This window comes from Thalassovita sp. (assembly GCF_963691685.1).
Taxonomy (GTDB): Bacteria; Pseudomonadota; Alphaproteobacteria; order Rhodobacterales; family Rhodobacteraceae; genus Thalassobius.
In genome coordinates, this window is the sequence record NZ_OY829290.1 from 1776920 (window position 1) to 1798359 (window position 21440).

25 protein-coding genes and 1 tRNA gene are annotated in these 21440 nt (G+C 58.5%); 17 read left to right on the forward strand and 9 right to left on the reverse strand.

Features of this window, described 5'->3' with window-relative positions; all coding sequences use genetic code 11:
- Positions 1-155 precede the first annotated feature (155 nt).
- Positions 156-1778 (reverse strand): long-chain-fatty-acid--CoA ligase, encoded by a 1623-nt coding sequence (locus ACORLH_RS08620; RefSeq protein WP_321832279.1) that lies wholly within the window; start codon positions 1776-1778, stop codon positions 156-158.
- A 197-nt stretch (positions 1779-1975) separates the two neighbouring features.
- Between ACORLH_RS08620 and ACORLH_RS08625 the strand changes: the two genes are divergently transcribed.
- Positions 1976-2051 (forward strand) — tRNA-Ile (locus ACORLH_RS08625).
- 75 nt (positions 2052-2126) lie between these two features.
- Here ACORLH_RS08625 and ACORLH_RS08630 read toward each other — a convergent pair.
- The 6 genes from ACORLH_RS08630 to ACORLH_RS08655 all read right to left on the reverse strand — a co-directional run bounded on the left by ACORLH_RS08630 (position 2127) and on the right by ACORLH_RS08655 (position 5277).
- The gene (locus tag ACORLH_RS08630; protein WP_321832281.1) at positions 2127-3194 is read right to left on the reverse strand and encodes a tyrosine-type recombinase/integrase; all 1068 of its coding nucleotides are present in this window, start codon (positions 3192-3194) and stop codon (positions 2127-2129) included.
- Between the two features lie 187 nt (positions 3195-3381).
- Positions 3382-3720 carry a hypothetical protein gene (locus ACORLH_RS08635; RefSeq protein WP_321832282.1) on the reverse strand — a complete coding sequence of 113 codons (339 nt, stop codon included), beginning with the start codon at positions 3718-3720 and terminating at the stop codon, positions 3382-3384.
- On the reverse strand, positions 3717-3944 hold the full coding sequence (locus ACORLH_RS08640) for a hypothetical protein (RefSeq protein WP_321832283.1): 228 nt from the start codon (positions 3942-3944) through the stop codon (positions 3717-3719). Before ACORLH_RS08640 ends, ACORLH_RS08635 begins: the two co-directional genes overlap by 4 nt.
- Before the next feature lie 186 nt (positions 3945-4130).
- Positions 4131-4400: a DUF7681 family protein gene (locus ACORLH_RS08645; RefSeq protein WP_321832284.1), complete on the reverse strand. Its 270-nt coding sequence runs from the start codon at positions 4398-4400 to the stop codon at positions 4131-4133.
- Between the two features lie 81 nt (positions 4401-4481).
- Complete coding sequence (locus tag ACORLH_RS08650; RefSeq protein WP_321832285.1) at positions 4482-5027, reverse strand: NYN domain-containing protein; 546 nt, start codon at positions 5025-5027, stop codon at positions 4482-4484.
- Positions 5028-5067: 40 nt separating this feature from the next.
- Positions 5068-5277, reverse strand: a complete 210-nt coding sequence (locus tag ACORLH_RS08655; RefSeq protein WP_321832286.1) for a hypothetical protein — start codon at positions 5275-5277, stop codon at positions 5068-5070.
- A 110-nt stretch (positions 5278-5387) separates the two neighbouring features.
- Here ACORLH_RS08655 and ACORLH_RS08660 point away from each other — a divergent pair, with 110 nt between their 5' ends.
- Positions 5388-6176, forward strand: a complete 789-nt coding sequence (locus ACORLH_RS08660; protein WP_321832287.1) for a hypothetical protein — start codon at positions 5388-5390, stop codon at positions 6174-6176.
- Positions 6177-6223: 47 nt separating this feature from the next.
- Here the strand turns inward: ACORLH_RS08660 and ACORLH_RS08665 are convergent, their stop codons facing one another.
- Positions 6224-6538 (reverse strand): hypothetical protein, encoded by a 315-nt coding sequence (locus ACORLH_RS08665; RefSeq protein ID WP_321832288.1) that lies wholly within the window; start codon positions 6536-6538, stop codon positions 6224-6226.
- Between the two features lie 61 nt (positions 6539-6599).
- Between ACORLH_RS08665 and ACORLH_RS08670 the strand changes: the two genes are divergently transcribed.
- Positions 6600-7229 (forward strand): GNAT family N-acetyltransferase, encoded by a 630-nt coding sequence (locus ACORLH_RS08670; protein ID WP_321832290.1) that lies wholly within the window; start codon positions 6600-6602, stop codon positions 7227-7229.
- Here the strand turns inward: ACORLH_RS08670 and ACORLH_RS08675 are convergent.
- Positions 7132-7557, reverse strand: a complete 426-nt coding sequence (locus ACORLH_RS08675) for a helix-turn-helix domain-containing protein (protein ID WP_420719813.1) — start codon at positions 7555-7557, stop codon at positions 7132-7134. The two genes, ACORLH_RS08670 and ACORLH_RS08675, sit on opposite strands and share 98 nt — an antisense overlap.
- 42 nt (positions 7558-7599) lie before the next feature.
- Between ACORLH_RS08675 and ACORLH_RS08680 the strand changes: the two genes are divergently transcribed.
- The 14 genes from ACORLH_RS08680 to ACORLH_RS08745 all read left to right on the forward strand — a co-directional run bounded on the left by ACORLH_RS08680 (position 7600) and on the right by ACORLH_RS08745 (position 21439).
- The gene (locus tag ACORLH_RS08680; protein WP_321832291.1) at positions 7600-7914 is read left to right on the forward strand and encodes a hypothetical protein; all 315 of its coding nucleotides are present in this window, start codon (positions 7600-7602) and stop codon (positions 7912-7914) included.
- A gap of 194 nt (positions 7915-8108) precedes the next feature.
- On the forward strand, positions 8109-8504 hold the full coding sequence (locus ACORLH_RS08685) for a hypothetical protein (protein ID WP_321832292.1): 396 nt from the start codon (positions 8109-8111) through the stop codon (positions 8502-8504).
- Positions 8497-8817, forward strand: coding sequence for a hypothetical protein (locus ACORLH_RS08690; RefSeq protein ID WP_321832293.1), 321 nt, complete (start codon positions 8497-8499; stop codon positions 8815-8817). Before ACORLH_RS08685 ends, ACORLH_RS08690 begins: the two co-directional genes overlap by 8 nt.
- A complete protein-coding gene (locus ACORLH_RS08695) occupies positions 8814-9143 on the forward strand; it encodes a hypothetical protein (protein WP_321832294.1) in 330 nt (109 codons plus the stop codon). The genes ACORLH_RS08690 and ACORLH_RS08695 overlap by 4 nt, the downstream gene beginning before the upstream one ends.
- The gene (locus tag ACORLH_RS08700; RefSeq protein ID WP_321832295.1) at positions 9136-10338 is read left to right on the forward strand and encodes a DUF7146 domain-containing protein; all 1203 of its coding nucleotides are present in this window, start codon (positions 9136-9138) and stop codon (positions 10336-10338) included. Before ACORLH_RS08695 ends, ACORLH_RS08700 begins: the two co-directional genes overlap by 8 nt.
- Positions 10335-12137, forward strand: a complete 1803-nt coding sequence (locus ACORLH_RS08705) for a hypothetical protein (protein WP_321832296.1) — start codon at positions 10335-10337, stop codon at positions 12135-12137. The genes ACORLH_RS08700 and ACORLH_RS08705 overlap by 4 nt, the downstream gene beginning before the upstream one ends.
- A gap of 313 nt (positions 12138-12450) precedes the next feature.
- Positions 12451-13170 (forward strand): transcription termination/antitermination protein NusG, encoded by a 720-nt coding sequence (gene nusG, locus ACORLH_RS08710; RefSeq protein WP_321832297.1) that lies wholly within the window; start codon positions 12451-12453, stop codon positions 13168-13170.
- Positions 13171-13444: 274 nt separating this feature from the next.
- Positions 13445-14152, forward strand: a complete 708-nt coding sequence (locus ACORLH_RS08715) for a hypothetical protein (RefSeq protein WP_321832298.1) — start codon at positions 13445-13447, stop codon at positions 14150-14152.
- Between the two features lie 152 nt (positions 14153-14304).
- Positions 14305-14997 carry a terminase small subunit gene (locus tag ACORLH_RS08720; RefSeq protein WP_321832299.1) on the forward strand — a complete coding sequence of 231 codons (693 nt, stop codon included), beginning with the start codon at positions 14305-14307 and terminating at the stop codon, positions 14995-14997.
- A complete protein-coding gene (locus tag ACORLH_RS08725; protein ID WP_321832300.1) occupies positions 14997-17105 on the forward strand; it encodes a phage terminase large subunit family protein in 2109 nt (702 codons plus the stop codon). The genes ACORLH_RS08720 and ACORLH_RS08725 overlap by 1 nt, the downstream gene beginning before the upstream one ends.
- Positions 17106-17108: 3 nt before the next feature.
- Positions 17109-17318, forward strand: coding sequence for a phage head-tail joining protein (locus ACORLH_RS08730; RefSeq protein ID WP_321832301.1), 210 nt, complete (start codon positions 17109-17111; stop codon positions 17316-17318).
- A gap of 2 nt (positions 17319-17320) precedes the next feature.
- Positions 17321-18796, forward strand: coding sequence for a phage portal protein (locus ACORLH_RS08735; RefSeq protein WP_321832303.1), 1476 nt, complete (start codon positions 17321-17323; stop codon positions 18794-18796).
- Positions 18783-21014: a head maturation protease, ClpP-related gene (locus tag ACORLH_RS08740; protein ID WP_321832304.1), complete on the forward strand. Its 2232-nt coding sequence runs from the start codon at positions 18783-18785 to the stop codon at positions 21012-21014. The genes ACORLH_RS08735 and ACORLH_RS08740 overlap by 14 nt, the downstream gene beginning before the upstream one ends.
- A 92-nt stretch (positions 21015-21106) precedes the next feature.
- Positions 21107-21439 carry a DUF2190 family protein gene (locus ACORLH_RS08745; RefSeq protein ID WP_321832305.1) on the forward strand — a complete coding sequence of 111 codons (333 nt, stop codon included), beginning with the start codon at positions 21107-21109 and terminating at the stop codon, positions 21437-21439.
- The last annotated feature ends 1 nt before the right edge of the window (position 21440 follow it).

The window sequence follows — 21440 nt, forward strand, 5'->3', positions numbered from 1 at the left end:
ATTGTGACGAATTTCAGGCGCGCAAAGGCCGATTTCGCTGCACCATTCGGACAGGAGATAGGCAAAAGGTTAGGCGCGCTTTGCGACCAAAGTCGGGTGCCGGGGCGGGGGAGGTCACCCCGGCGTGCAAGGTGATGTCAGACCTCAATCTGAGATCAGCTGTTGATCAGCGCCTCGCCAAACTGCTCGCGCAGCTTGTTTTTCAGAACCTTGCCGGTGCCGCCGATCGGCAGCGCATCGGTGAAGACCACCTTGTCAGGAATCTGCCACTTGGCGATTTTGCCGTCGTAAAAGGCCAGCAGCTCGTCTTCGCTGACCGTGGCGCCTTCGGCCAGCAGCACAACCAGAACCGGGCGCTCGTCCCATTTCTCATGCCGGGCGGCAATGGCGGCGGCATTGGCAACGGCAGGATGACCCACGGCGATGTTTTCCAGCTCCACGGTTGAGATCCATTCGCCACCGGACTTGATGATGTCCTTTGAGCGGTCGCGGATGATCATGTAGCCATCCGGATCAATCGTGGCCACGTCGCCGGTGTCAAACCAGCCATCTGCGGTCAGCGCGCTGTCTTCCATCATGAAGTAGCTGTCGACAATCCAATGGCCGCGGATCTGCAGCTCGCCCTGGGTTTCGCCGTCATTGGGCAGGGTGTTGCCCTCCTCATCGACCAGACGCAGCTCCACCCCATAGGGCGGGCGGCCCTGGCCTTCGCGTATCTTGTTCTGCTCGGCCACACTCAGGTCGCTGTGTTTCTGCAGCAGGTTGTTCAGGGTGCCCAGCGGGCTGGTTTCCGTCATGCCCCAGGCATGCACCACGGTGGTGGCGTATTTTTCCCGGAAGGTTTCGATCATCGAGGGCGGGCAGGCCGAGCCCCCGATCACGGTGCGTTCCAGGCTTTCAGCTTTCGATCCGCGCGCCTCCAGCGCCTGCAGCAGCCCCATCCAGATGGTCGGCACACCCAGCGCCAGCGTGATCGCTTCGCCGTCGATCAGGCCCGCCAGGTTGTCACCATCCAGATTTGGACCGGGCAGCACCAGTTTGGCGCCGGTGGCCGCAGCAATATAGGGAACGCCCCAGGCGTTGACGTGGAACATCGGAACCACAGGCATCACACTGTCACGTGCCGAAATCGCCAGACCATCGGGCTGGTTGCCGCCAATCGAATGCAGAACGGTCGAGCGGTGGGTGTAAAGAACCCCCTTGGGATGGCCCGTGGTGCCAGAGGTGTAGCAGAGCGAGGAGGGCGTGGTCTCCTCAAGCGCCGGCCAGACGTAATCGGCATCCGCATCGGCGATCAGCTCATCATAGAATTTCAGACCCGGGATTTGCGCTGCAGCCTCTTCATCACGCGGCCCCATCAGCACCACATGTTTCACGGTTTTCAAATGTGCGCCTAGTTTGGCGGCCACCGGCAGGAAGGTGCGATCAAGGAACAGAACCTGATCCTCGGCGTGGTTGATGATGTAAATCAGCTGTTCAGGGAACAGACGCGGGTTGATCGTGTGGCAGACCATGCCAGCACCGGCGACGCCAAAGTAAATCTCCAGATGGCGGCGGTTGTTCCATGCGATGGTCGCGCAGCGCGCGCCTTGTTCCAGACCCAGCGCCTCCAGCGCGGCGGCCAGCCGGCGGGCATTGCCCTCAACCTCACCCCAGGTGCTGCGGGCAATCTCGCCCGTGGTTTCCACAGAAACCACCTCGGTTGCGGCGTGGTAACGGGCGGCATGGCTGATAAGCGAGCTGATGGTCAGCTGCTGATGCATCATGGAACCAAGCATCGGATCCTCCTCCTGATGACATATGTGTCGTTTTCGATGACGTGAAACAATGCGCAGGGGTTTGTCCAGAAACCGGGCGTTAAGACGCCGCGTCATTTCCAAATTGTGACGCAGCGGCAGCTTGCGCGCCCCCGCGCCCGCCCGCAGGGGGAAGTGGCTTGACCATCGCGCCAGCCCCCCCTAATCAGGACCCACGGGGGCCTGTAGCTCAACGGTTAGAGCAGAGCGCTCATAACGCTTTGGTTGCGGGTTCAAATCCTGCCGGGCCTACCACCCATCCCCTATTTTTGTTTTATTTCATATGCTTAGGTTAAAAAGTGTCCCACGAAAAATTGGGCGTGGGACACTTTACCAATCCATACCCTCAAGTTTTCGCATCGCATCGGCTGCCAAACGCCAGCGCTCGACGCCCTGAGTATAGACCTCTGAGGTCTTGGCTTGCGTGTGGCCGTGTATGGTCATGATTTGATACTGAGTGCATCCCTCATGGGCGAGTAGGTGGCCGGTGGCCTTGCGGATGCCGTGGCTGGACAGCCCTTTAAGGCCCGCCTGGTCGCACCATTTGCTCATTCTATTGCGCAAACCCTCTGGGGATTTGAACGGCTTCCCGTAGTCAGTCAGAAGGTAAGTTTCACCCAAAACGTTGGCGGCGCGACTTGCACGGTAAAGGGGCGGCATCATGGGGATGATAACCTCAGCGGATCCCTTTTTCTTGGGTTGCCAGCGAATCGCCCGGACCCCATCAATCTCAATCTCATTCCGGCGCCCCAGGCGCACTGCATCGCTGATCCGACACGCCGTAAACATGAAAAGCGTAAGTGCTAGGTGTGCAGTTGTTCCCGGCGGGTGGGCTTGCTTGAACTTCTTGAGGTCTTCAATAGTCCAGGGCTTTGCCCCACCCTTACCAGGATTGATCTTGCCAACCGTAGCTGCGGGGTTCAGGTCGCATATCCCGCGCTCTATCGCCCAGACGTACATTGCCCGAATGGTTTTGACCATGTTGTCAGCCGCACCGGGGGTCGATGCCATGCTGTCGCGATATTCGATAAGCTTCTCTGGCGGCATGTCGATGGAATAGTCGCCGTATTCATTGGCGAGGCGTACTAGGAATGAGCGGCGTTGTTTGAGCGTGTCCGGTGACATGAGTTCGTTTTTGACCAGGTCTTCCATCGCCGCTAGGTACTTGAAGCGAAGCCAGTTGATCGACCGTGGGATCGCGCGGGCTTCCGGCGCAACCGTATTGCCTGGTTCGATGCCAGCACGTGCAGCGAAGTATTGCTCAGTGAAATCGGGATTTCCTGGAACGGCTTTAATCCGAATGCGCTTTCGTTTGTTGCCCTCGACGCGCACCCGATAGCGGACCTGCCCAGACGGCAAGCGCTCTATTAGCAGGCCGGGAAATTCAATCTTCACCATTGCGTAACTCACTTACCAAGATTTAGGCGCACGTTCCCCTTTCGGGGCGGGCTCGGCCTTGGTGTCTGATGCAATGATCCGCACAGATCCTTTTGAGATCTCGATTTCGCGGATCGGAAGGCCAAATTCCTCGACCGCCTTGAGGGCGCGATGGATTTCAACTTGGGTTGCCCATGCTTTCGGCATATCAGTTCCCCTCTGAAAAATCGACAATATCGGCGTGCCATTGGATTGCTTTCGCGCGCAGATCATCCAGTGATCGCGCCTCGATGCTGGTTTCCTGTTCCCAGTCACCTGCATAGAGGACCGCTTCGCCCTCTCTGTCGGCTTCGAAATGGATGAGAAGTAACAGCCCATCAATTCGCCAAAGCTCCTCTGGGCAGCCGCAGTCGTCACTCGGCAGCCGCGCTAACAGGGCAACGGGCGGTGCGCCAGGTGTGGTGTTTTCTGTAAATGAGACACGGATGCTCTCTAGCTCTGTGGCGCCCTCAGAGGAGATAAAGGTCCTTCCAGAGAATTTCGTCATGGTCCTTGCTCCTTTGGCCAATGAGGGCAGGTTTCAAATTCGCTTTCGTCGCGCCCGCAGGTTTCGCAGGCGTTGATGGTGAAGCCCGAGACCTTGCAGCCTTGTTCGGCGATCTCGGCTTCGCGTAGCTGCAAGAATGCTCGTTCACGCTCCTGCAGCGCACTCTCGGCCCGGGCCCTGGCCTTATTGTAGTTGGCGCGCAGGTGTTCAATTGTGGCTTTCATGAGTGGAGACCTTGGGTGCTTCTTGGCGTTGTGAAGGTTCTGCGATGCTTTCCATGTTCGGTGGGCAATGGTGGACCTGGTCGCACGTGGCCTGTGCGAGGTCTGCTGCTGAACATAAGCCGTCAAACATGGTGGCTCTCCCGGCGCACCTCGCTGGCCCCGCACCGGCAGGGCCAGAAAGAGACGTCAGGCCAAGTGGGCAGTGGCTGCTGAAACCGCAAACATGCAGGCACCCTGAACTTCAGTGATTGCAATTGTGGCTTCGCGCGCGCCGCTCTCGCCTTGATCTCTGATCTGTTCACACTCTGAGATGAGCGCGGCTGCCAGCGACTTGATCCGGTCAACCTGGGGCAGGGATGAGGGATTGAAGCGGAGACGCACGGTTTTCATCGCGCTGTCGGTTACGGGTGTCTTGGCGTCCATTGCTGCGCCGGTTTTGATTTCTACGTGACCCATAGTGGTCTCCTTTGTTTGGGTGGTCGGACCTATCGTCCGTCGCTGGCCCCGCAACGGCAGGGCCAGAAAGAGGCGATAGGGTTAGGCGACGGATGTGCGTGCCGGTTCAAACTGGATTGATTGGGCGAGATCATTCACATCGAGGAAGTGATCAGCAGTCCTGCGCAGATCTTGGCCGATCATGGGCACATCGGTTTTAATCGTGGAAATCACGGTGACGGTGATCCCTTGCGCCTGGAGCGCTGCAATAACGGGGATCAGGGAGGGGCTGTTGTCGATGAAAACCGCGTGATCGATGGCTCCACCCATCGACAGGGCGTCAACCGCCTTGTGTCCATTCAAGACTGCCTGGCGGTGTTTTACTGCTCCGGTGCATTCGACAGTGGGCTGATCGAGGATCACCGGACTGAAGCCGTTGTGAGTGAGCCAATCAACGGTGCGGCGCAGCGGGGACTGGCCATCCTCTACGCGGTCGAGCGCGTAGAATTTGGCGCGCGCAAGCATCGTTGCCTCTGCGAAGTAGTTGCGCAGGGCCTGGTAGTCGACAGCAAAGCCCAACTCACGACAAGCATAGAAAAGGCTTTGGCCATCAATGAACAGAGCGCACTTTTGGGTTTGGTAGAACATGAGATCTCCAATTCGAATTGATTAGATTTTTGGTGGTGGATCAGGCGCGGGTGAGCGCCTGTGTGATGCGGCGTAGCGCACGCAGCTCTTGGCACATGTCTGGCAAAAGCATTGCGAGAGTGGATTGGTCCTCTGCTGAGATCTCGCCTAGCAGCCGCTCAGATCCGCCCGTTTCAAGGCGTTCAAGGATCTCGTCTGTGACCAGCTCAGCCGGGGTCAATGCGGCATCGGTTTGGGAAAGTGGTGTCATAAAATGGGTCTCCGGCAAATGCACAATGCTGAAGTTATACATTTTGCATTGATTGGTCAATGCGAAATGTATAATACAACTGTAGATGTAGTGAGCCAGGAAAAAATACTATGCCGACTATCAAGCTTAGAGTAGAAAAAACTGGAAGATATGCCGGGGTAATTATGTCGGTACTCAGACTGATTTTTTGTTTTTTTCTCTTTTCGGGAGCGGCAACTGGCAATCCCAGCGCTCGCGCAACAGTAGATTTTGTGGCCGAAGTGGGTGAAGCTCGGTTGATGTTGGCCGAACACATTTTGCGTTCGGCGGCAGACTTTGTCGCGTCTAACCCTGACATTGGATCGGTCCAAGGTCATAGGGCGTTGGCGCGCATTCTTAATAAGGCGCCTCCGTTTAGGTCGATCTTGGCAATCGATAACGAGGGGCAGCTACGTTTTGACAGCTTCAATATGGTTAAGTTCTTGGGAGCTTCGGATCTGTCTAGACGGGCGTATTTTTCCTCGACTACAAATGCAGCTTCCAAACAGATGATCGTTAATAGTCCGATCGTTGCCAAACAGTCGGGCCGGGTAACGATCCCGCTTACGATGGCAGTGCCAAACGGGAATGGCCGCTTCCAGGAAGTCGTCGCACTGATGGCCGATCCTGAGGCGCTCTTGCCGAAAGTCGAAACCTGCGGGTTCTGTGGTGTGCTTCTTGCGAAGGGCGGCGAAGTGTTAGTGTCAAACCACTTCATGTCGGAGATTAATGAGGCGATCGTCGCAAGGCTTGAGTTTACCGGGCATTACGGGATGGTTGAGCTCACAGTAAGGGGGATGGATGTTTCGGTTCACTGGAAACGTTCGGCGTCGACCGACTTAGTCTTTGTGTTTTATGAAGCAACGCCGATAAAGATGTAAGTTTCTCACTTCTCACTGAAAAGGGCTGCTCAATTGAGCAGCCCTTTTCAGTGGCCAATCGTTAGGGGTGCTCCCCAATTCTGAAAGATCCGCTCCTCGATCAGCCGCATCCCTGCTGAGGGCGGTATATCGTGCTTCTCTGCGATCTCAAGGGCGAGCCAATCAATCCCATCTTGGCTGAGTTGTGCGCTCGGTTCCAAGATCAGGAGAAATCCGGCCGCAGACAACGCAGCACCTAACGCAAAAGTAGCAAGCAAGAGCATAGCAGAAGTTGCCTTTGCCTTCTCGCGATCGTTCGTCCTCCTACGGCTCCCGAGGCCTTCCAGCCTTTCTCTCAGCTGAATGGGATCTGCATGCTTCATGAGTTCTGCCCTTCTTTGAGTTGTATGGTTGGAGCAATGCATATCACAAGGAATCGACAAAATGTATAAAATACGACCTGCTTCTATGCGAGATGTAGAGGGGATCGCGCAGATACACGTTAATTGCTGGACAGAATGCTATCCCTACTTGCCGAAGGGGCTTCATAAGTTGCGAGGGGTAGAGCATCGCAGGATGCATTGGCGGAAGCGGATTGCGGATCACAATGATGGCATTGTGTTGGCCCTGGAGATTGACGGGGAAGTTAAGGGTTTCTCTTACACAATGAGAAACAACGATCCCGATATGCCATTGGCTGAAGCAGAGCTGCATGCCTGCTATTTTTTGCCTGAGGCAAGGCGGTCGAGTGCTGGACCCCAGATGATGATCGAGATGATTGATCACGCACACAAATTTGGATGGGAAAGTATTTGTGTCTGGGCTTGGGTAAAGAACCCGGTCAGGAGAACCTATGCAGCTTTGGGGTTGGAACCCTTGGTCCATCGCGAACGGGTGATCGGCAAGTTCTCGGCAAAAGAGGTGGGTTATCTGTGTCTTGACCTCGGAAAGCTAAGTGAGAAACTCGAAGCGAATGCTATTTTGATTGAGCGGCGCGGCGGCGCATCTCGAAGTTTACAATTTCGCCCAGCCCGGCTTCGCCCGATTGAGATACGTAATGGCATAGATCGATAATTAGATCTGCAATTTCTCGCGGCGGAGCTGTTCGTGCTCCGTCGTGTTCCATCACAAACTCGATCACCTGACGCAGTGCGCTGTCTCCAATTCCCGCGACACGCTCCGGCTGATGTTCAATTCCAAACGTGATGAAACATGGGTCCGCTCGAAACGCAGTTGCGTACTTTTCGATGTCCTTTGGTTTTGGCGCGCGGCTACCGTTTTCGTGAGCGGAATACGTTGGTGCCGTCCACCCGAAGCGGTTGCTCGCCTCAGAGGCTGAGCGGAACCCTGCATCAATGCGTGCTTGGCGAAGTCTATTCGAAATGTCCATGTGATCGTACATAGTGCGAAAATTTATACATTTTGTATTGCTTGATAATTCAAAATGTATAAATTGCAAATTATGGATAAACGATATTTCGAACTTTGGGCAACCATCGGTGAAATCGAAAACGCTTATGGCGTGAACTATGTCACCGCATGGTCATGGTGTCGTCGAGGTGAAATTCCGCGCGCATATGATTTGCTGACAACTAAATTTGCACGCGCGCAGGGGCTTCGTGTTTCGGCCAAGTCCCTCGACCTTTGGCATCGTCAACACAAACAGCGCCGGGTCGAGTGTCGTAAGCTTGGGATCGATGTCTCTGACATTGATGCAGTGCCGATGCCAGATCTGCCTTTTAAGGGGGCAGCCAAATGATCCATCACCCCAATCACTTCTTGGTCGCATTTCCCCCGGTGGCCAAGCGCGCCCTGCCTTTCTCCTCATCCCAAATGGGCGAGTTCTACGTCGGCACACTGCGGGCCCATCAGCGCGCGCTTGAACTGCCGACCTGTGAAGATGTGGATTTCAAAAAAAGCCGCCTAGAGGCCTGCTAGAGGGGGTTTGGCACCATGACCAAGCCAGCACCACCGACCGCGAATGCGCGGGGCCTGCATCTTGACCTGGAAGCGTTCAGCGAGGTCGCTTTCCGTGAGCTGCGCGATCACCCCCTGCACACGCCCGGAATTTGCGCGCTTCCGTACTGCTCTAAGCCCTTCGCGCCTGCGCGCGAGTGGCAGATCTATTGTTCCTCGGCATGCCGGGATCGCGACCGGCGCGACCTGCGGGCCTTTGGAGAAAAAATCGCGCCGGCACAGCTGGCCTATCGGGTTGGGAAGTATGAGGCAGAGGACCCGGCCCGGATCGCCCTGGCGCGTGCCGGTCGCCGCTATGTCGGTGCTGCCTCAACGGCCTTGCTGCAGGCGCGGATCTCCGCAAGCGAAGAAGCGAGGGCGCGCCATGAGTGAGGCTGATCCGAGAGTAGCCTTTGGTCTGGCGGCAACCGCTGTCGCCCTTAAGGCGCGGGCACGATACCTGCGCACGCCGGACAGATTGGATTTATACGCTGCGCTGCTGGCTTGGGTGCCAGAGGATCCAGAGGCCCGCGCGGCGGTCCAGGCATTTATGGCAGGATGCGATCGGGATCCCGCAACCGCTGGGGCGGGCCTGCAGGATTTCATTTTGGAATGGTGCCCTGCCGTCGATCCGCGCGCGCCTAAGCGGGTGTTGGATCAAATGCAGGCCGAATTTGACTGGCAGCAACGGGCGGATCTGGCATGACCGCATCGGACAAAACCACCGACGTTCTTGCCCGCCAGATGTGCCTGCACATCGCGACGGTTGTCAGCCTCACCGGTTTTGATGATGCGGATGCCAAGATGATGCAGCGCATGATGAAAGAGGTTGATCCATACTTGCAGGATGTGCCCCAGGGTTTTCAACGTGTAGCCGATGCTGCGGGGGCCTACGCACAAGCGCGCGGGGCCAATAAACGCAACGCTGCTGAGGCGCGACTGAGTTATGAGGTGAAACGGTTTTTCCGCACTCGTTTGGGTGATCTGGATCTTGAGTGGCGCGATGTTACGGGGGGTGCACGGGATGGCTGATCGCCGGTCCCCTCAGCACCCCCGAAACTTGGCCTTCAAAGCCGCGATTGAGCAATGCCGCGATATGCGGATTGAGCTGGTTGCCGAACGGCTTGACCTTGAATTGATCACGGCCAGCGGTTGGGCGTCAGGAGCCTGCCCCAAGTGTGGATCTGCTGGGCACACGCCCGGATCTGGGCCGGTCGATCGGTTCAACATCAACTTGAGCGATGGCGGTTTTTTCTGCCGCAAGGGCTGCGATGACGCCAAAGGCAGCGGGGCCATCGACCTGGTGATGGTGGTGCAGGGTGTGAGCTTCAAAGAGGCGGTTCGCTACCTCGTGGGCGATGTGTCTTACACCGTGACTGAGGCCGAGCTCGAGCGCCAGCGCGCTGCCCGAAAGCGCCGGAATGATCAGGCCGAGCGGAACAAAGCCAACCGTCGCCAGGAGGCGATTGAATTGGCGCGTGGCCAATGGATGCGCGCGCGCGGCGAGGATCGCGCCCCGCTTCGTGACTATTTGGCACTGCGTGGGATCTCGCGCCGGGCGCTTCGGGATCTGCCCGTGGTGCTGCGCTACCTGCCGGATTATCCTTATGAGCTGCGCCGCAAGATTGACGGACGCTGGCGCACGCTGGAGCTGCACCGGGGCCCGGTGATGCTAGCGGCGATCCAGGGCGATGATGGAAAGTTCCGCTGCCTGCATCAAACCTGGTTTGATCTGAGCCGCCCTAAAGGCAAGCCCGAGATCCTGTTGGATGGCGTGCGCCAGACAAACAAGCTGACCCGCGGATCACAGCGGCGGGGCGCGATCCGGCTGATCACCCCGCCAAAGTTCACAACCCTGGTGATGGGTGAGGGGATCGAAACCACCCTCACTGCCGCCATTGCCGGTCGCGAGATCTTCGGGCCGGACACGGCCTATTGGGCGGGGATCAGCCTTGGCCACATGCACGGCAAATTCGCGCGTGTGGATGGCAAGCGACAGCTCGGTCAACCGGATCTTGAGGATGAGAGAGCCTTTGTACCGCCAGAGGGCGTGCGCCGCTTCATCTTCATCATGGATGCCGATGGAAAGATTGAAGAAACCCGAACCAAGTTAGAGGCAGGGTTGCGCCGTGCAAAGGCGCAGTGCTCGACCTGTCAACGGTTCCAAATTGTAGAGCCTGCAAAGGGCCAAGACCTGAATGACATGCTGATGGGGGCAACAAAATGAATGATGGATTTGAGCGGGTTGGTGAGGTTCTGCGCAACGCCACGGATCTTGATGATGATGCAGGTGGCGGGTTTGTCGATGATGAGGATGAGGTGGGCAGCATTTTGCCCCCGCGCTTTCCCGTCCAGCCATTGGGCCAGGCGGATGGCAAGTTTCACTTTCTGACCGCGCGTGGAGAAAAGGCCGAGCTGACCGCCTCGGCAATGGCCTCGCGGTCCAACCTGGTGGCGCTTTTTGCGGGTGCGCCGGACCCGATGGCCTCGCTATCGATGATCGGCGCAAAAAAGAGCAAAGACATAGGATTCAACGCCGCCCTTGCCGCAGATGTGTTGATGCAGGCCTGTTCTGAATTGCCGCTCTTTGACCCTTCGACCTCAATGCGCCATTTCGGCACCTGGCGTGGGTCGACCGAACATCCGGTGGTGCATCTGGGTGAAGAGATTATTGTTGGATCAGGAGAGCGCCGCCGGGGTCGTCGGGTCGGTGATGCACTCTATCCGGCTGTTCCAGCCAAGCCCCCGCCAGCCGCCAGACCGGCCCTTGCTGAGGACCTGGCGCACGTGCGTGACCGGATCCGCGATGCGTGGAGTTGGGGGAGCGGACATGATGCTGACGCGATCATGGGCTGGGTGGGCCAGGCGGTGCTGGGTCAATATCCATCCTGGCGTACCCACTGCTATATTCGCGGTCGGCATGGTTCCGGCAAAACCACACTCACCAAACTTGTCTCGGATCTCTTGGGGGGCATGTCTACCGGGGTTAAGAACGGGGCCACTGCCGCCTCGATCCGGCAGATCACCAACCGGCAGGCCATTGCCCGGATCTTTGATGAAGCTGAGGGCGATGATCACGGCTCTATCAGTGATGTTGTGGCGCTGTTCCGGCTCATGTCTGGCTCTGATGGAGCAAAGGTTGAACGCGGCACCTCAGACCACGGCGGGGTGAGTTTTGAACTCTATGGCGCTGGTTTTCTTGCAGCAATCATCCCGGCTCATATGACACCTGCCGATAGATCCCGTTTCGTGATCCTGGCGATGAATGAGCGACAGGCGAGCGACAACCCGGCGGCAGCGGCGCAGATCCTGGCCAACCTGCAGGCGGACGCAAAGGCGCTAGGGCCAGAGATCTGGCGGCGCATGATCACCTTGGCCCCGCAGCGCTGGGATCGCACGTTTCAGGTCTACAATGGCCTGGTGCAAAGCCTCGGCGCACCCTCTCGCACAGGCGACACTGTCGGGGCGATTTTGGCCGGGTGGGATTTGATGCTGCATGATCTCCCGCTGTGTGATCCAAAAACCGGCGAGGCCTGCCAAGATCGGCTTGAGCTGGCGCGCAAAATCGCTCTGCCCTTTGTCGCGGCCTCTCAAGAGGCCGATGAGGAGAGTGATGGAGACCGTTGTTTGCGCGCCATTTTTGCCGGTCTGATCGAAAAGGATCATGGCGGGCGGATTACGGTCGCTGAGCTGATCCAGAAGGCCCAGAGGGCAGAAAAGGATCCAGAGCCGGATGATCAGCGCATGCTGGGCAGGATCGGTGTGAGGATCCAGCCGGGGCCACGGTATCAACGCGATATGTTCATCGCCAATGCAGAGAACCCGCTGCTGAGCAGGGTTCTGGCTGGCTCCGGCTGGATCAAGGGCGGTCACAGAGCCGCGCTGGATACCATTGGCGATGTCAAGCCATCCCCGAAGTCCATTCGCGTGGCTGGCAAGCCTGCGCGGGGCCTCATTGTGCCTGCGCATCACCTGCCGGGCTACCAGCCGTCCGAGACTTCCGAGGATGGGCTGATCGAGGTGTAACGATTTCCCAAGGACCGCTACGCCACCGTTACGGCGTGCGTTACGGGGATAACAGACTGAAAGTAAACTACAATTTTTTAGATTATAGCGGGCGTAACGGCGTAACGGTGAACTTGGGCAAACCCCCAATGCGGCTGCGCACCTGTGAACTGTAAAAAAACACCGTTACACCGTTACTTAACTACCTTTTTTGCGAAAAAGATTAATAGAGACAGGCCCTTAAGGGCGAAACGAAGGGCGTAACGGTGGCGTAACGGTAAGGCAAAAAACGTTACGCCCCATGAAAACGGCGGAATAGGCAGCAATGAACGCAATGAGCGACATGAGCGAGGCAGTTATGGCGATGGATCAGGGCAGTGAGGGCGAGCGTTTGATCTGGGTTGTGGTGCGGGTTAACCAGCCCCGCAACCCCAATCGGCGCACTGCGTTGATGGGCGCGGAATATGAAACCTATCGCGACCGGGCGGGCCATCTCTGCATACGCGCGATCAAGGGCACTGGCAAACGGGTTTCTGTGCCAGAGCTGATCCTGCAGCGCGCAGGCTTTCGCGTGTTCCAGCCCATGACAAAAGTCTGGCGACAAGTGAACCCCCGCAAGCCTGAGCGCGTGCTGATCCCGCGCCCGATGCTTTCAGGCTGGATGTTTGTTGGCTGGGCCAATGACCGCAACCGCTTCCCGGAGTTGATGGCGCTGGAGGTAGTGCAGGGTCTGCTAGGCGATCAGGGACGCCCCGCGATCATTGCCGAGCGGGCGATCAAAGGTTTTATGCGCAAGTGGGCGGGCCGGGGGCAGCATCACAGCTATGCGCGCTACATGCGTACAGGCCATGAGTTTTCAGAAGGGGATGAGGTGACAGTGACCGCCGGTCCTTTCTCCGGGTTCAGCGCCCAGGTACAGCAGATCCGGGGCAGGCAGGCCGAGATCTTGGTCAGTATTTTTGGGCGGGCCACCTCGGTTGAAATGGATCTGTTCGACCTCAAAGGCGGTGGGCTGCGCGCTGTCCCGTCGCCACAAACCTCAACCCAAACCTGAACCTCAAGGGGGTTGACGCAATACAATTCACGATGGTAATGGCGAAAGAGGATGATCCAATGCGGTCCCTGCCAAAGAGGTACTCACAGGCCAAGCGCCTGGAAGGGCAAACCGAGGACCCCAGCTTTCGCGACCAGGCAATCGCCGCCCTGCGAAAGCCAGTGCTACTGCAATTGATCACCACCCCCAAAGAGGCCCGGCGGCAACGCGCGGGCCTTTGTTGTTACGTGGCCCTGCCACGGGTTCATGCAGGGATGGCAAAGGGGGTTCGGTGGTGAAGATCGAGCTTGATACGCGAGAGGCCGAGCGGGCAGTCGGTCGTGTCTTCGCAAACCAGATCCCCTTTGCCATGATGCTGACCCTGAATGAGATCGGGGTGGATGCGCTCAATGCAGTCGAGCGAGAGATCGAGGATACATTCGACAACCCCACGCGCTGGACCAAGAAAGCGTTTTACCTGCGCCGGGCCAGTAAGCGGAACCTCTTTGCCCTGATCGAACGCAAGACAGCGGTAGGCCGCCGCAACTACCTGGAGACCCAGAGCCAAGGGGGCGTGCGTCCTCAGACGGGTTTGGAAAAGCTCTTGTCCAAACGTCTGCCTTACTCGGGCCACTTCCGCACGGTCACGCCTGCATCGGGCATGCGTCTGAACAAATATGGCAACGTGTCACCGGGTCAGCTCCAGCGGGTGCTGTCAGGTGTGAAGGCACAGCGCGACAGCGCGCAAAACCAAACAAAGAAATCCAAGGCCCGCCACGGCAAACGCGAGAGCTACTTTGTAGCGAGGGAGGGTCGGCATCTGTCTCCGGGGATTTATTCTCGCAAAGACCGAAAGATCAAAAAGGTGCTGCACCTGTCCAGCTCTGCCGCGAACTACCGCGCCAAGCTGAACGTGGGAAAACCTATCGAGCGAGTGGTGAGCCAGGACTTTGCACCAAAACTGGCCCGCCACCTTCAAAGAGCAATCCGAACCGCCAAATAGACCCCTTTGGGTCCTTCCTGGGGAGGGGCCTCACGGGGGTAATTCGCACCCCGTGTAATTGATGAGTTTCATGATCTCGTTTGGTGCAGATTAGGGTTGATGTTGTTGTTACCTGCTGGGGCGCTGCAGGGTAGGCCGGGAAAGGAACAGGCTTGAGCGAGCGGGATCCGGGCGCAGGCGCGCGCGATCAGGTGGATGCATGCGCGGCGATCGATCAGGATCAACGCGAGGATCTGCAGGAGACCGGCGCCCAGACTGAGCCGCCCCGTGATGAACCGGTTTTGAACCGGGGGCAGATCGCCCTTTGTTTCGACGTTTCGGAAAACACTATCGATAAGTGGATCCGCAAAGGCATGCCTGTGGAAAGCAAAGGCACCAACGGCAAAAGCTATCAGTTCTACCTGTCGGACTGCAAAGCCTGGCGCAACGCTGAGATTGAAAGCGAGCGCCAATCACAGGCCGCAGCGGATCTGTTCGTCCAGCAGGAGCGGGCCAAATATCTGAACGTTGGTGCAGGATCTGAACGCGCCGGTATGACGCCCGCCCAGATGCGAGAGATGGCACAGGCCGAGCTGCTGCACATGCAGGCCGCGCAAAAGCGTGGTGCCTTGGTGCATGTCGAGGAGATGGTGGATCTTATGGATGCGGTGTTTGGCGAGGTGCGTTCAGCATTGGACGGCCTGCCGGATTGGATGGAGCGCGAGTTCGGCCTGTCACCTGAACAGGTCGAGCGCGCGATTGGCTATTGCGACGGTGTCATGCAGGAGATGCATGATCGCCTGAGCGAGGCGCACCTGGGGCAGGTTGAGGGTGTGATTGATGAAGGCGACAGGCGCTTAATCTGATGCAGATCCCTGATCGCCCGGCTGGGCAATCTCCGGTGTTGGCTCCGCTGCCACCGTTCACATCTGCGCGCGATGTGCTGCGGCGTTGTCTGGCTTCGCTGTTGCCGGCAACCCGCATGAGTGTCGTGGCGGCTGCAACCCGGTTCATGAAGGTGAACGCAAACGGACGGTGGTCTGGCTTTGACCCAGAGGTCACGCCCTACATGATCGAGCCAGCCAATATGCTGGCCTCGCGGCTTTACCGCGAGTGGGTTTTTGCGGGTCCAGCGCGGACAGGCAAAACGGTGGTGATCCTGCAGGGGGTAAATCACGGGATCACTTGCGATCCTGGGGTGATGCATATCACCCATATGACAGAAAGCACCGCTGAAAAGTGGGTCGATGAGGAGCTGTTGCCGATGATCGAAAACAGCCCGGAACTGGCCAAGCGCCAGGGCATGGGCCGGTCGGATCGCAACATGCTTTCAAAGAAGTTTATCGGCGGCGCAAAGCTGACCATCGGCCCGCCGACAAAGGCCAACCTTTCGGGCCGCACCATCCGTACAGTGCTGTTTACAGACCTTGACCGGATGCCGCTGACGATCGGTAAGGAAGGGACGCCCTTTAGCATGGGGGCCAAGCGAAACGAAACGCTTGGCTCTCGCGGGATGACCGCTGCGGAAAGCTCGCCCGGTCATCCGATTACGGATCCCGAGTGGCAAGCACAAACGCCGCATGAGGCCCCGCCAGCGGCGGGGATTGTGGATCTCTACAACGGCGGTACGCGGGGGCGGTGGTATTGGGATTGTCCTTGCTGCGGTGAGCCGTTCTCACCTTCGTTTGACTACCTGGTCTATGACAAGGATCTGTTGCTTGCAGAGGCCGGTGAACAAGCCTACATGGTTTGCCCGCATGATGATTGCGGTGGCGTGATCGAGGCCAGCGAAAAGGTAGCACTGAACCGCAAAGGCTATTGGCTGCATGAAACGGCGGCGGGCGGTCTGGCCCGGATCGAAAGCGGCGACGTGCTTAAATCCGAGCGTGTGTCTTACATGCTGGATGGGGCCGCAGCGGCTTTTGCCTCATGGACGCGCCTGGTTGCAAAATACGAAACGGCCCAGAGGGCGCTGCAGGCAACCGGCGATGAAGAACAGCTCAAAGTCGTGGTCAACACGGATCTTGGCAGGCCCTACCTGCCACAGGCAATGCGAACCGAAGCCTTGCTATCACTCAAGGATCTGAAAGCCGCGCGGCTGGAGATCCCCAAAAAGGTTGCGCCGAGCTGGGCGCGTTTCCTGATCGCGGCGGTTGATGTGCAAAAGGGGCGCTTTGTTGTCCAGGTCATGGCCTTTGGGTTGGATGGTCAACGGGTCCCGATTGATCGGTTTGATCTGCATACGCCACCAGCAGATGCGCCAGGTGCGACGGATCGCGGGCTGCAGCCTGAAAAGTTCATTGAGGATTGGGGGGTCCTTCGGCCTCTGCTGTCAGAGGCATTTGCCTATCCGGTTGAGGGGGCGGAGCATGCTTTGATGCCTATGGCTGTCGGGTGTGACTTCCACGGCGAACCTGGCGTCTCTGACCGCGCAGATGCGTTTTGGTCAGCGCGCAAGGCTGATGGGGAGAAAGATCGCTGGTTCTTCATTCGGGGCTATGGCGGTTTCAAAGTCGATGGTCGGCGTTGGTATAAACAGCCTTCGCGCGCCAGCAAGGGTGACAAGCCTCGCGCGATCTGGCTGCTCAACATTGCGACCGACAGATACAAGGACACGCTGTTTGCCGCCCTTGGCCGAACTGAGGGCGGACCGGGATCGCAGCGAGTGCCGCTCTGGATGGAAGATGACCACCTCAAAGAGTTCACCGCTGAGGTGCGCAAGTCGACCGGCTATGAAAAGCGCCCCGGAATGCCGCGCAACGAAAGTATCGACCTGTCGAGCTATGCCCTTGCCGTCGCTGAACACAAGGGCCTCGATCGTCTCTCCTCGGCCACCTCGTTGCCTGAATGGGCGCTGGAGGGGTGGGCCAACACCTATGCCGTTGCTCAGGCGAGCGATGAAACCACCAAACCCGCGCCCAAACCCGCACGGCCCAAACGGCGTGCGCCCACGCGCATGTCATATCTGGAGTGATTGATGGCCTATTCCCACGACGATCTCGACAACATCAACGCGGCAATTGCGAGCGGGGCTGACCAGGCGATGATCCAGGGCGAAATGGTGAAATATCGCAGCCTGAGCGATATGCGCAGCATTCGCAATGAGATCGAGCGGGCGCTTTCCCCGTCCAAAGCGCCCTCAGGTATCGGCCAGATCTTCGTGCCTTCGACCAGCCGGGGGCTCTGATCATGATGCATTTCAACACAGCGAATATGCTGGATCGGGCGATCTTGGCGGTTGCGCCGCGTCGTGGCCTTGATCGGATCGAGGCCAAAGCGCGCGCCCGGATCTTGATGAATTTCGACGGCGCTGGACGTGGCCCGCGTCTGAAAAGCTGGAAGGCCCCGGCAACGGATGCGGATGCAGCCAGTCTGGCCGGTCGCGCCCGGTTGCGTCAGCTCAGCCGCGATATGATGCGCAATGCGCCCTTTGCCAAGCGCGCACAATCGGTGACCACCAACAACGTGGTGGGGCAGGGGATCCAGCCCTCTGTTCAAGGCGCAAACAAGCGCCAGCGCGACAAAGCTGCGACGCGGATCCTTGGCCACCTCAAATCCAAGTCGCTGGATAAGTACGGCGAACACGACATTTTCTCAGCGCAATCCTTGGTGCAGGATGCCGTCTTTGAGAGCGGCGAGGTGTTGGTGCTGCGCCACAATCGCCCGGCGCGTGCTGGCCTGGATCTGCCGTTTCAGATCGAGGTGCTGGAAATCGATCACCTCGATCCGACAGTCACTACAGGGCCGGGCGGCAATGAGGTGCGCGACGGAATTGAATATGATGATGGGGGCCATGTGGTTGCCTATCACATCTATCAACAGCACCCCGGCTCATCCTCGCGCAAGATCAAGATCAAGTCGGATCGCTGGGTGGCTGACAATGTCCTGCACATCAAGCGACTAGAACGCCCAGGGCAAACACGCGGCGTTCCCTGGCTCGCGCCGGTCATGCTCACGATGGGTGAGATGCGCGACTATCTGGAGGCTCAGCTCCTCAAGCAAAAGATTTCTGCGCTGCTGGTGGGTGTGGTCAAAAGCACAAGCGGCGCTGGCCTGAGCGAGGAGCAAAAGGCGGCTGGTGTGGGTGAGATGCGCCCTGGTGGGATTGTCTACCTTGAGGATGGTCAGGAGATGAACTTTTCTGACCCGCCGGATGTAGGCGATTTTGATGCTGTTGTGCGGCTTGCCCTGGTCGCCATCGCGATGGGGCTGGGGATCACCTATGAGGCGCTGGCCGGGGATCTGAGCCGGGTCAACTTCGCCAGCTCCAAGGTGGGTCGCATCGAAATGGATGCGAACATCAAGACCTGGCAGAGCCGGGTCATGATTGGTCAGTTTTGCGATGGCGTGGCGAAATGGGCGCTGCAGGCCTATCGGCTGACGCCTGGCGCGCACAAAGGCGTTGCGATCCATTGGACGCCGCCCGCGCGTCCGATGATCGATCCCTCGCGCGAGATGAAACCCGTGATCGAGAAGATCGACAAGGGGCTGACCAGCCGCCAGCGATCTATCCGCGAAATGGGCCAGGATCCCGAGATCATCGATCAGGAGATCGAGGAGGACGAAGTGCGGGACGCTGAGCGCGCCAAGCGCGTGGCTAAGCGCACCAACCAAGAACAATCCCCCAGTGAACCAGCCGAAGGAGAAGGCGATGAAGGGAAATAAGCTCATCCAGGGCGGCGAGATCCTGTTGTTTGGCACCATCATGCGGGATCGTTGGATCTGGCCTGAGGATGAAGGTTTGTTCAGCTCAGTAATGGTCAATCAGGCGCTCGGGCAGTTCAACAATGGCCCGGTGACACTGCGGGTTAACTGCGACGGCGGGGATCCGTTCGAAGGCGAAGCCATCCGTGCAGCGATTGCCGATTATCCGGGTGAGGTCACAATCAAGATCCATGGGGCGGCGCATTCGGCGGCCTCGTTGATGATCCTGAGCGCCGACCAGATCGAAATGTCGCTGGGATCGGTCATGCTGGTGCATGACCCATCAACCGGGGCCTATGGCAACCCTGCCGAGATCAAGGCCACGCTTGAGGATCTTGAGGCTTTGGCCGAGGTCTATGCCTCTGTCTATGCGATGCGCACCGGCAAGACGCAGGCGCAGGCCCGCGAGATCATGCGCAAAGGGATCACCTTCTCGGCCTCACAGGCGGTTGAGGAGGGCTTTGTGGATCGGGTCAGCGTTGACTGTGAAACGGGCGCAGAACTGCCCGCCTCAGAAATGCACCAAAAGGCGCAGATCGCCATGATGCAGGCGGCGGGCCGGGTCCGCGCCGCCCAGATGAAATTTGATGCCGCCAAGGCGTCAGACAGCAACAGCGCCTCGGGCGCTGCAACCGGGGCAGATGCGCCCCTTTCCAATGGAGAGCCTCAGATGGTTAAGAAAAACCCCAAGACGGGTGCCCAAACGGGTGCCCCGGTGAATGATCCCGCAGCCACCACTATGGCAGGCGGCGATCAAGGCACCGCACCGGCTGGCACTGCCGGTGCCAGCGCACCTGATGACGGCGGGCAGGCGGCTGCTGCGTCGGGTGCAGACGGCGTGCCTGCAGAAGGTCAAACCGGCGCAGTGATGCAGGCTGGTCAAACTACGGTCGCATCGGAGGTCGCTGCCGCTCTGGCGGCTGATCGTGCCCGTGGCGCCGAGATCCGCGAAATGGCTGCGCCCTTCGCCATGCATATGGAGCCGGGGGCGATTGATGACCTGGTAAATAACGGCAGCACCGTTGACCAGGCGCGCGCAGTGGTGATGGCCGCTGCCGCAAGTCACCAGCCGCAGACCCGCCGCGTGCAGATCACCCGCGATGAAACTGATACCCGCATGGAAGGCATGATCGGCGCTCTGATGCACCAGGCCAATCCGGGTGCTTATGCTCTGGAAGGCCCGGCGGAAAGCTATCGCGGTCTGCGTCTCAAATCCCTGGCCATGCAACTTTCCGGCGGTGGCTTCGGATATGACGAAATGTCGGCAATTCGTCGCGGCATGATCTCAACTTCGATGACCGGCGGCGCACATGGTGTGAGTGATTTTGCCTATATCACGGGCGAGGTTCTTAACCGGACCCTGCGCGGGTCCTATAAGCGTCGTCCGCAGTCCTGGCGCAAGCTGTCGCGCCGCCGTACTGCAACCGATTTCCGCGCTCTGCACTCCGTCAACTTCGGTGGTGATCTTGAGTTTAAGAAGGTTGATGAAAATGGCGAATACCAGCGTGCTGTTTTGCAGGATGAAGCCACCAAGCTGGCTGTTGAGCAGTATGGCCGCGACCTGGCGATCACCCTGAAAGCGGTGATCAACGATGACATGGGCGTCTTTGAGCGCCTGCCGGGTGATTTTGCGATGCGCGCTTCGACGCTGGAAAGCAAGGTGATGTGGAAGTTGATCCGCGACAATGCGGAGATCAATGGCACGGCCTTGTTCCATGCTGATCACAAGAACCTGGGTGGCACCGGGGGCATTACGGTCACCAATGTCGCCAAGGGCCGCAAGGCCATGTGGGAACAGCGCCCGGTTGGTTCCAAAGACAAGGATGACTTCATCGAAGTTGTGCCGGATCTGATCTACGCCCCGCCTGCGTTGGAAACGTCCATGCTGCAGTTTGTGGCCGAGGCTGTGCCCACCAAGATGGCTGACGCCAACCCGTTTAGCAAAACCCTGACGCCGGTAACTGAGGCTCGCCTGGGGGCTGCTGCCGGTGGGTCGGATACCCACTGGTATCTGTTCAGCTCGGACCTGCCGCCTTTGGAGCATGCTTATCTGGACGGCTATGAGGCCCCTTCGGTGGTGATCAATGAGGGGATGAACCCCGACGTGATCAAGATGACCGCCCGCCATATCTTCGGCGGTGCTGCCGCTGAGTTCCGCGGTTCCTACCGCCACGGCTGATCTGGCCTGACGGCTCCCCTCTAAACATCACCCGCGCGAGGTTCCTGCCTCGGACGGGTTTTCTTTAACCGCGAAACCTGAGAGGACGCGAAATGAAAAACTATGTTCAAAAGGGTGACAACATCTCAGTCACCGCTGACGCGGATATTGCATCTGGTGAAATGGTCTTGAAGGGCGCGCTGTTCGGTGTTGCATCGGGCGCAGTCAAGGCTGGCGAAACGGTGACCTTGGTGCGCAAGGGCGTGTTCACTGGCCCCAAAGCGACCGGCCAGTCCTGGTCAGTGGGTGCCAAAATCTACTGGGATGAAACCGCGAAAAAGCTGACCACCACGGCCACCAGCAACAAACTGGTTGGCTGTGTCGTCTTGGCTGCGGGCTCGTCTGACGCCACCGGCACGGTGCTGCTGGACGGCGTGATCTGCTAAT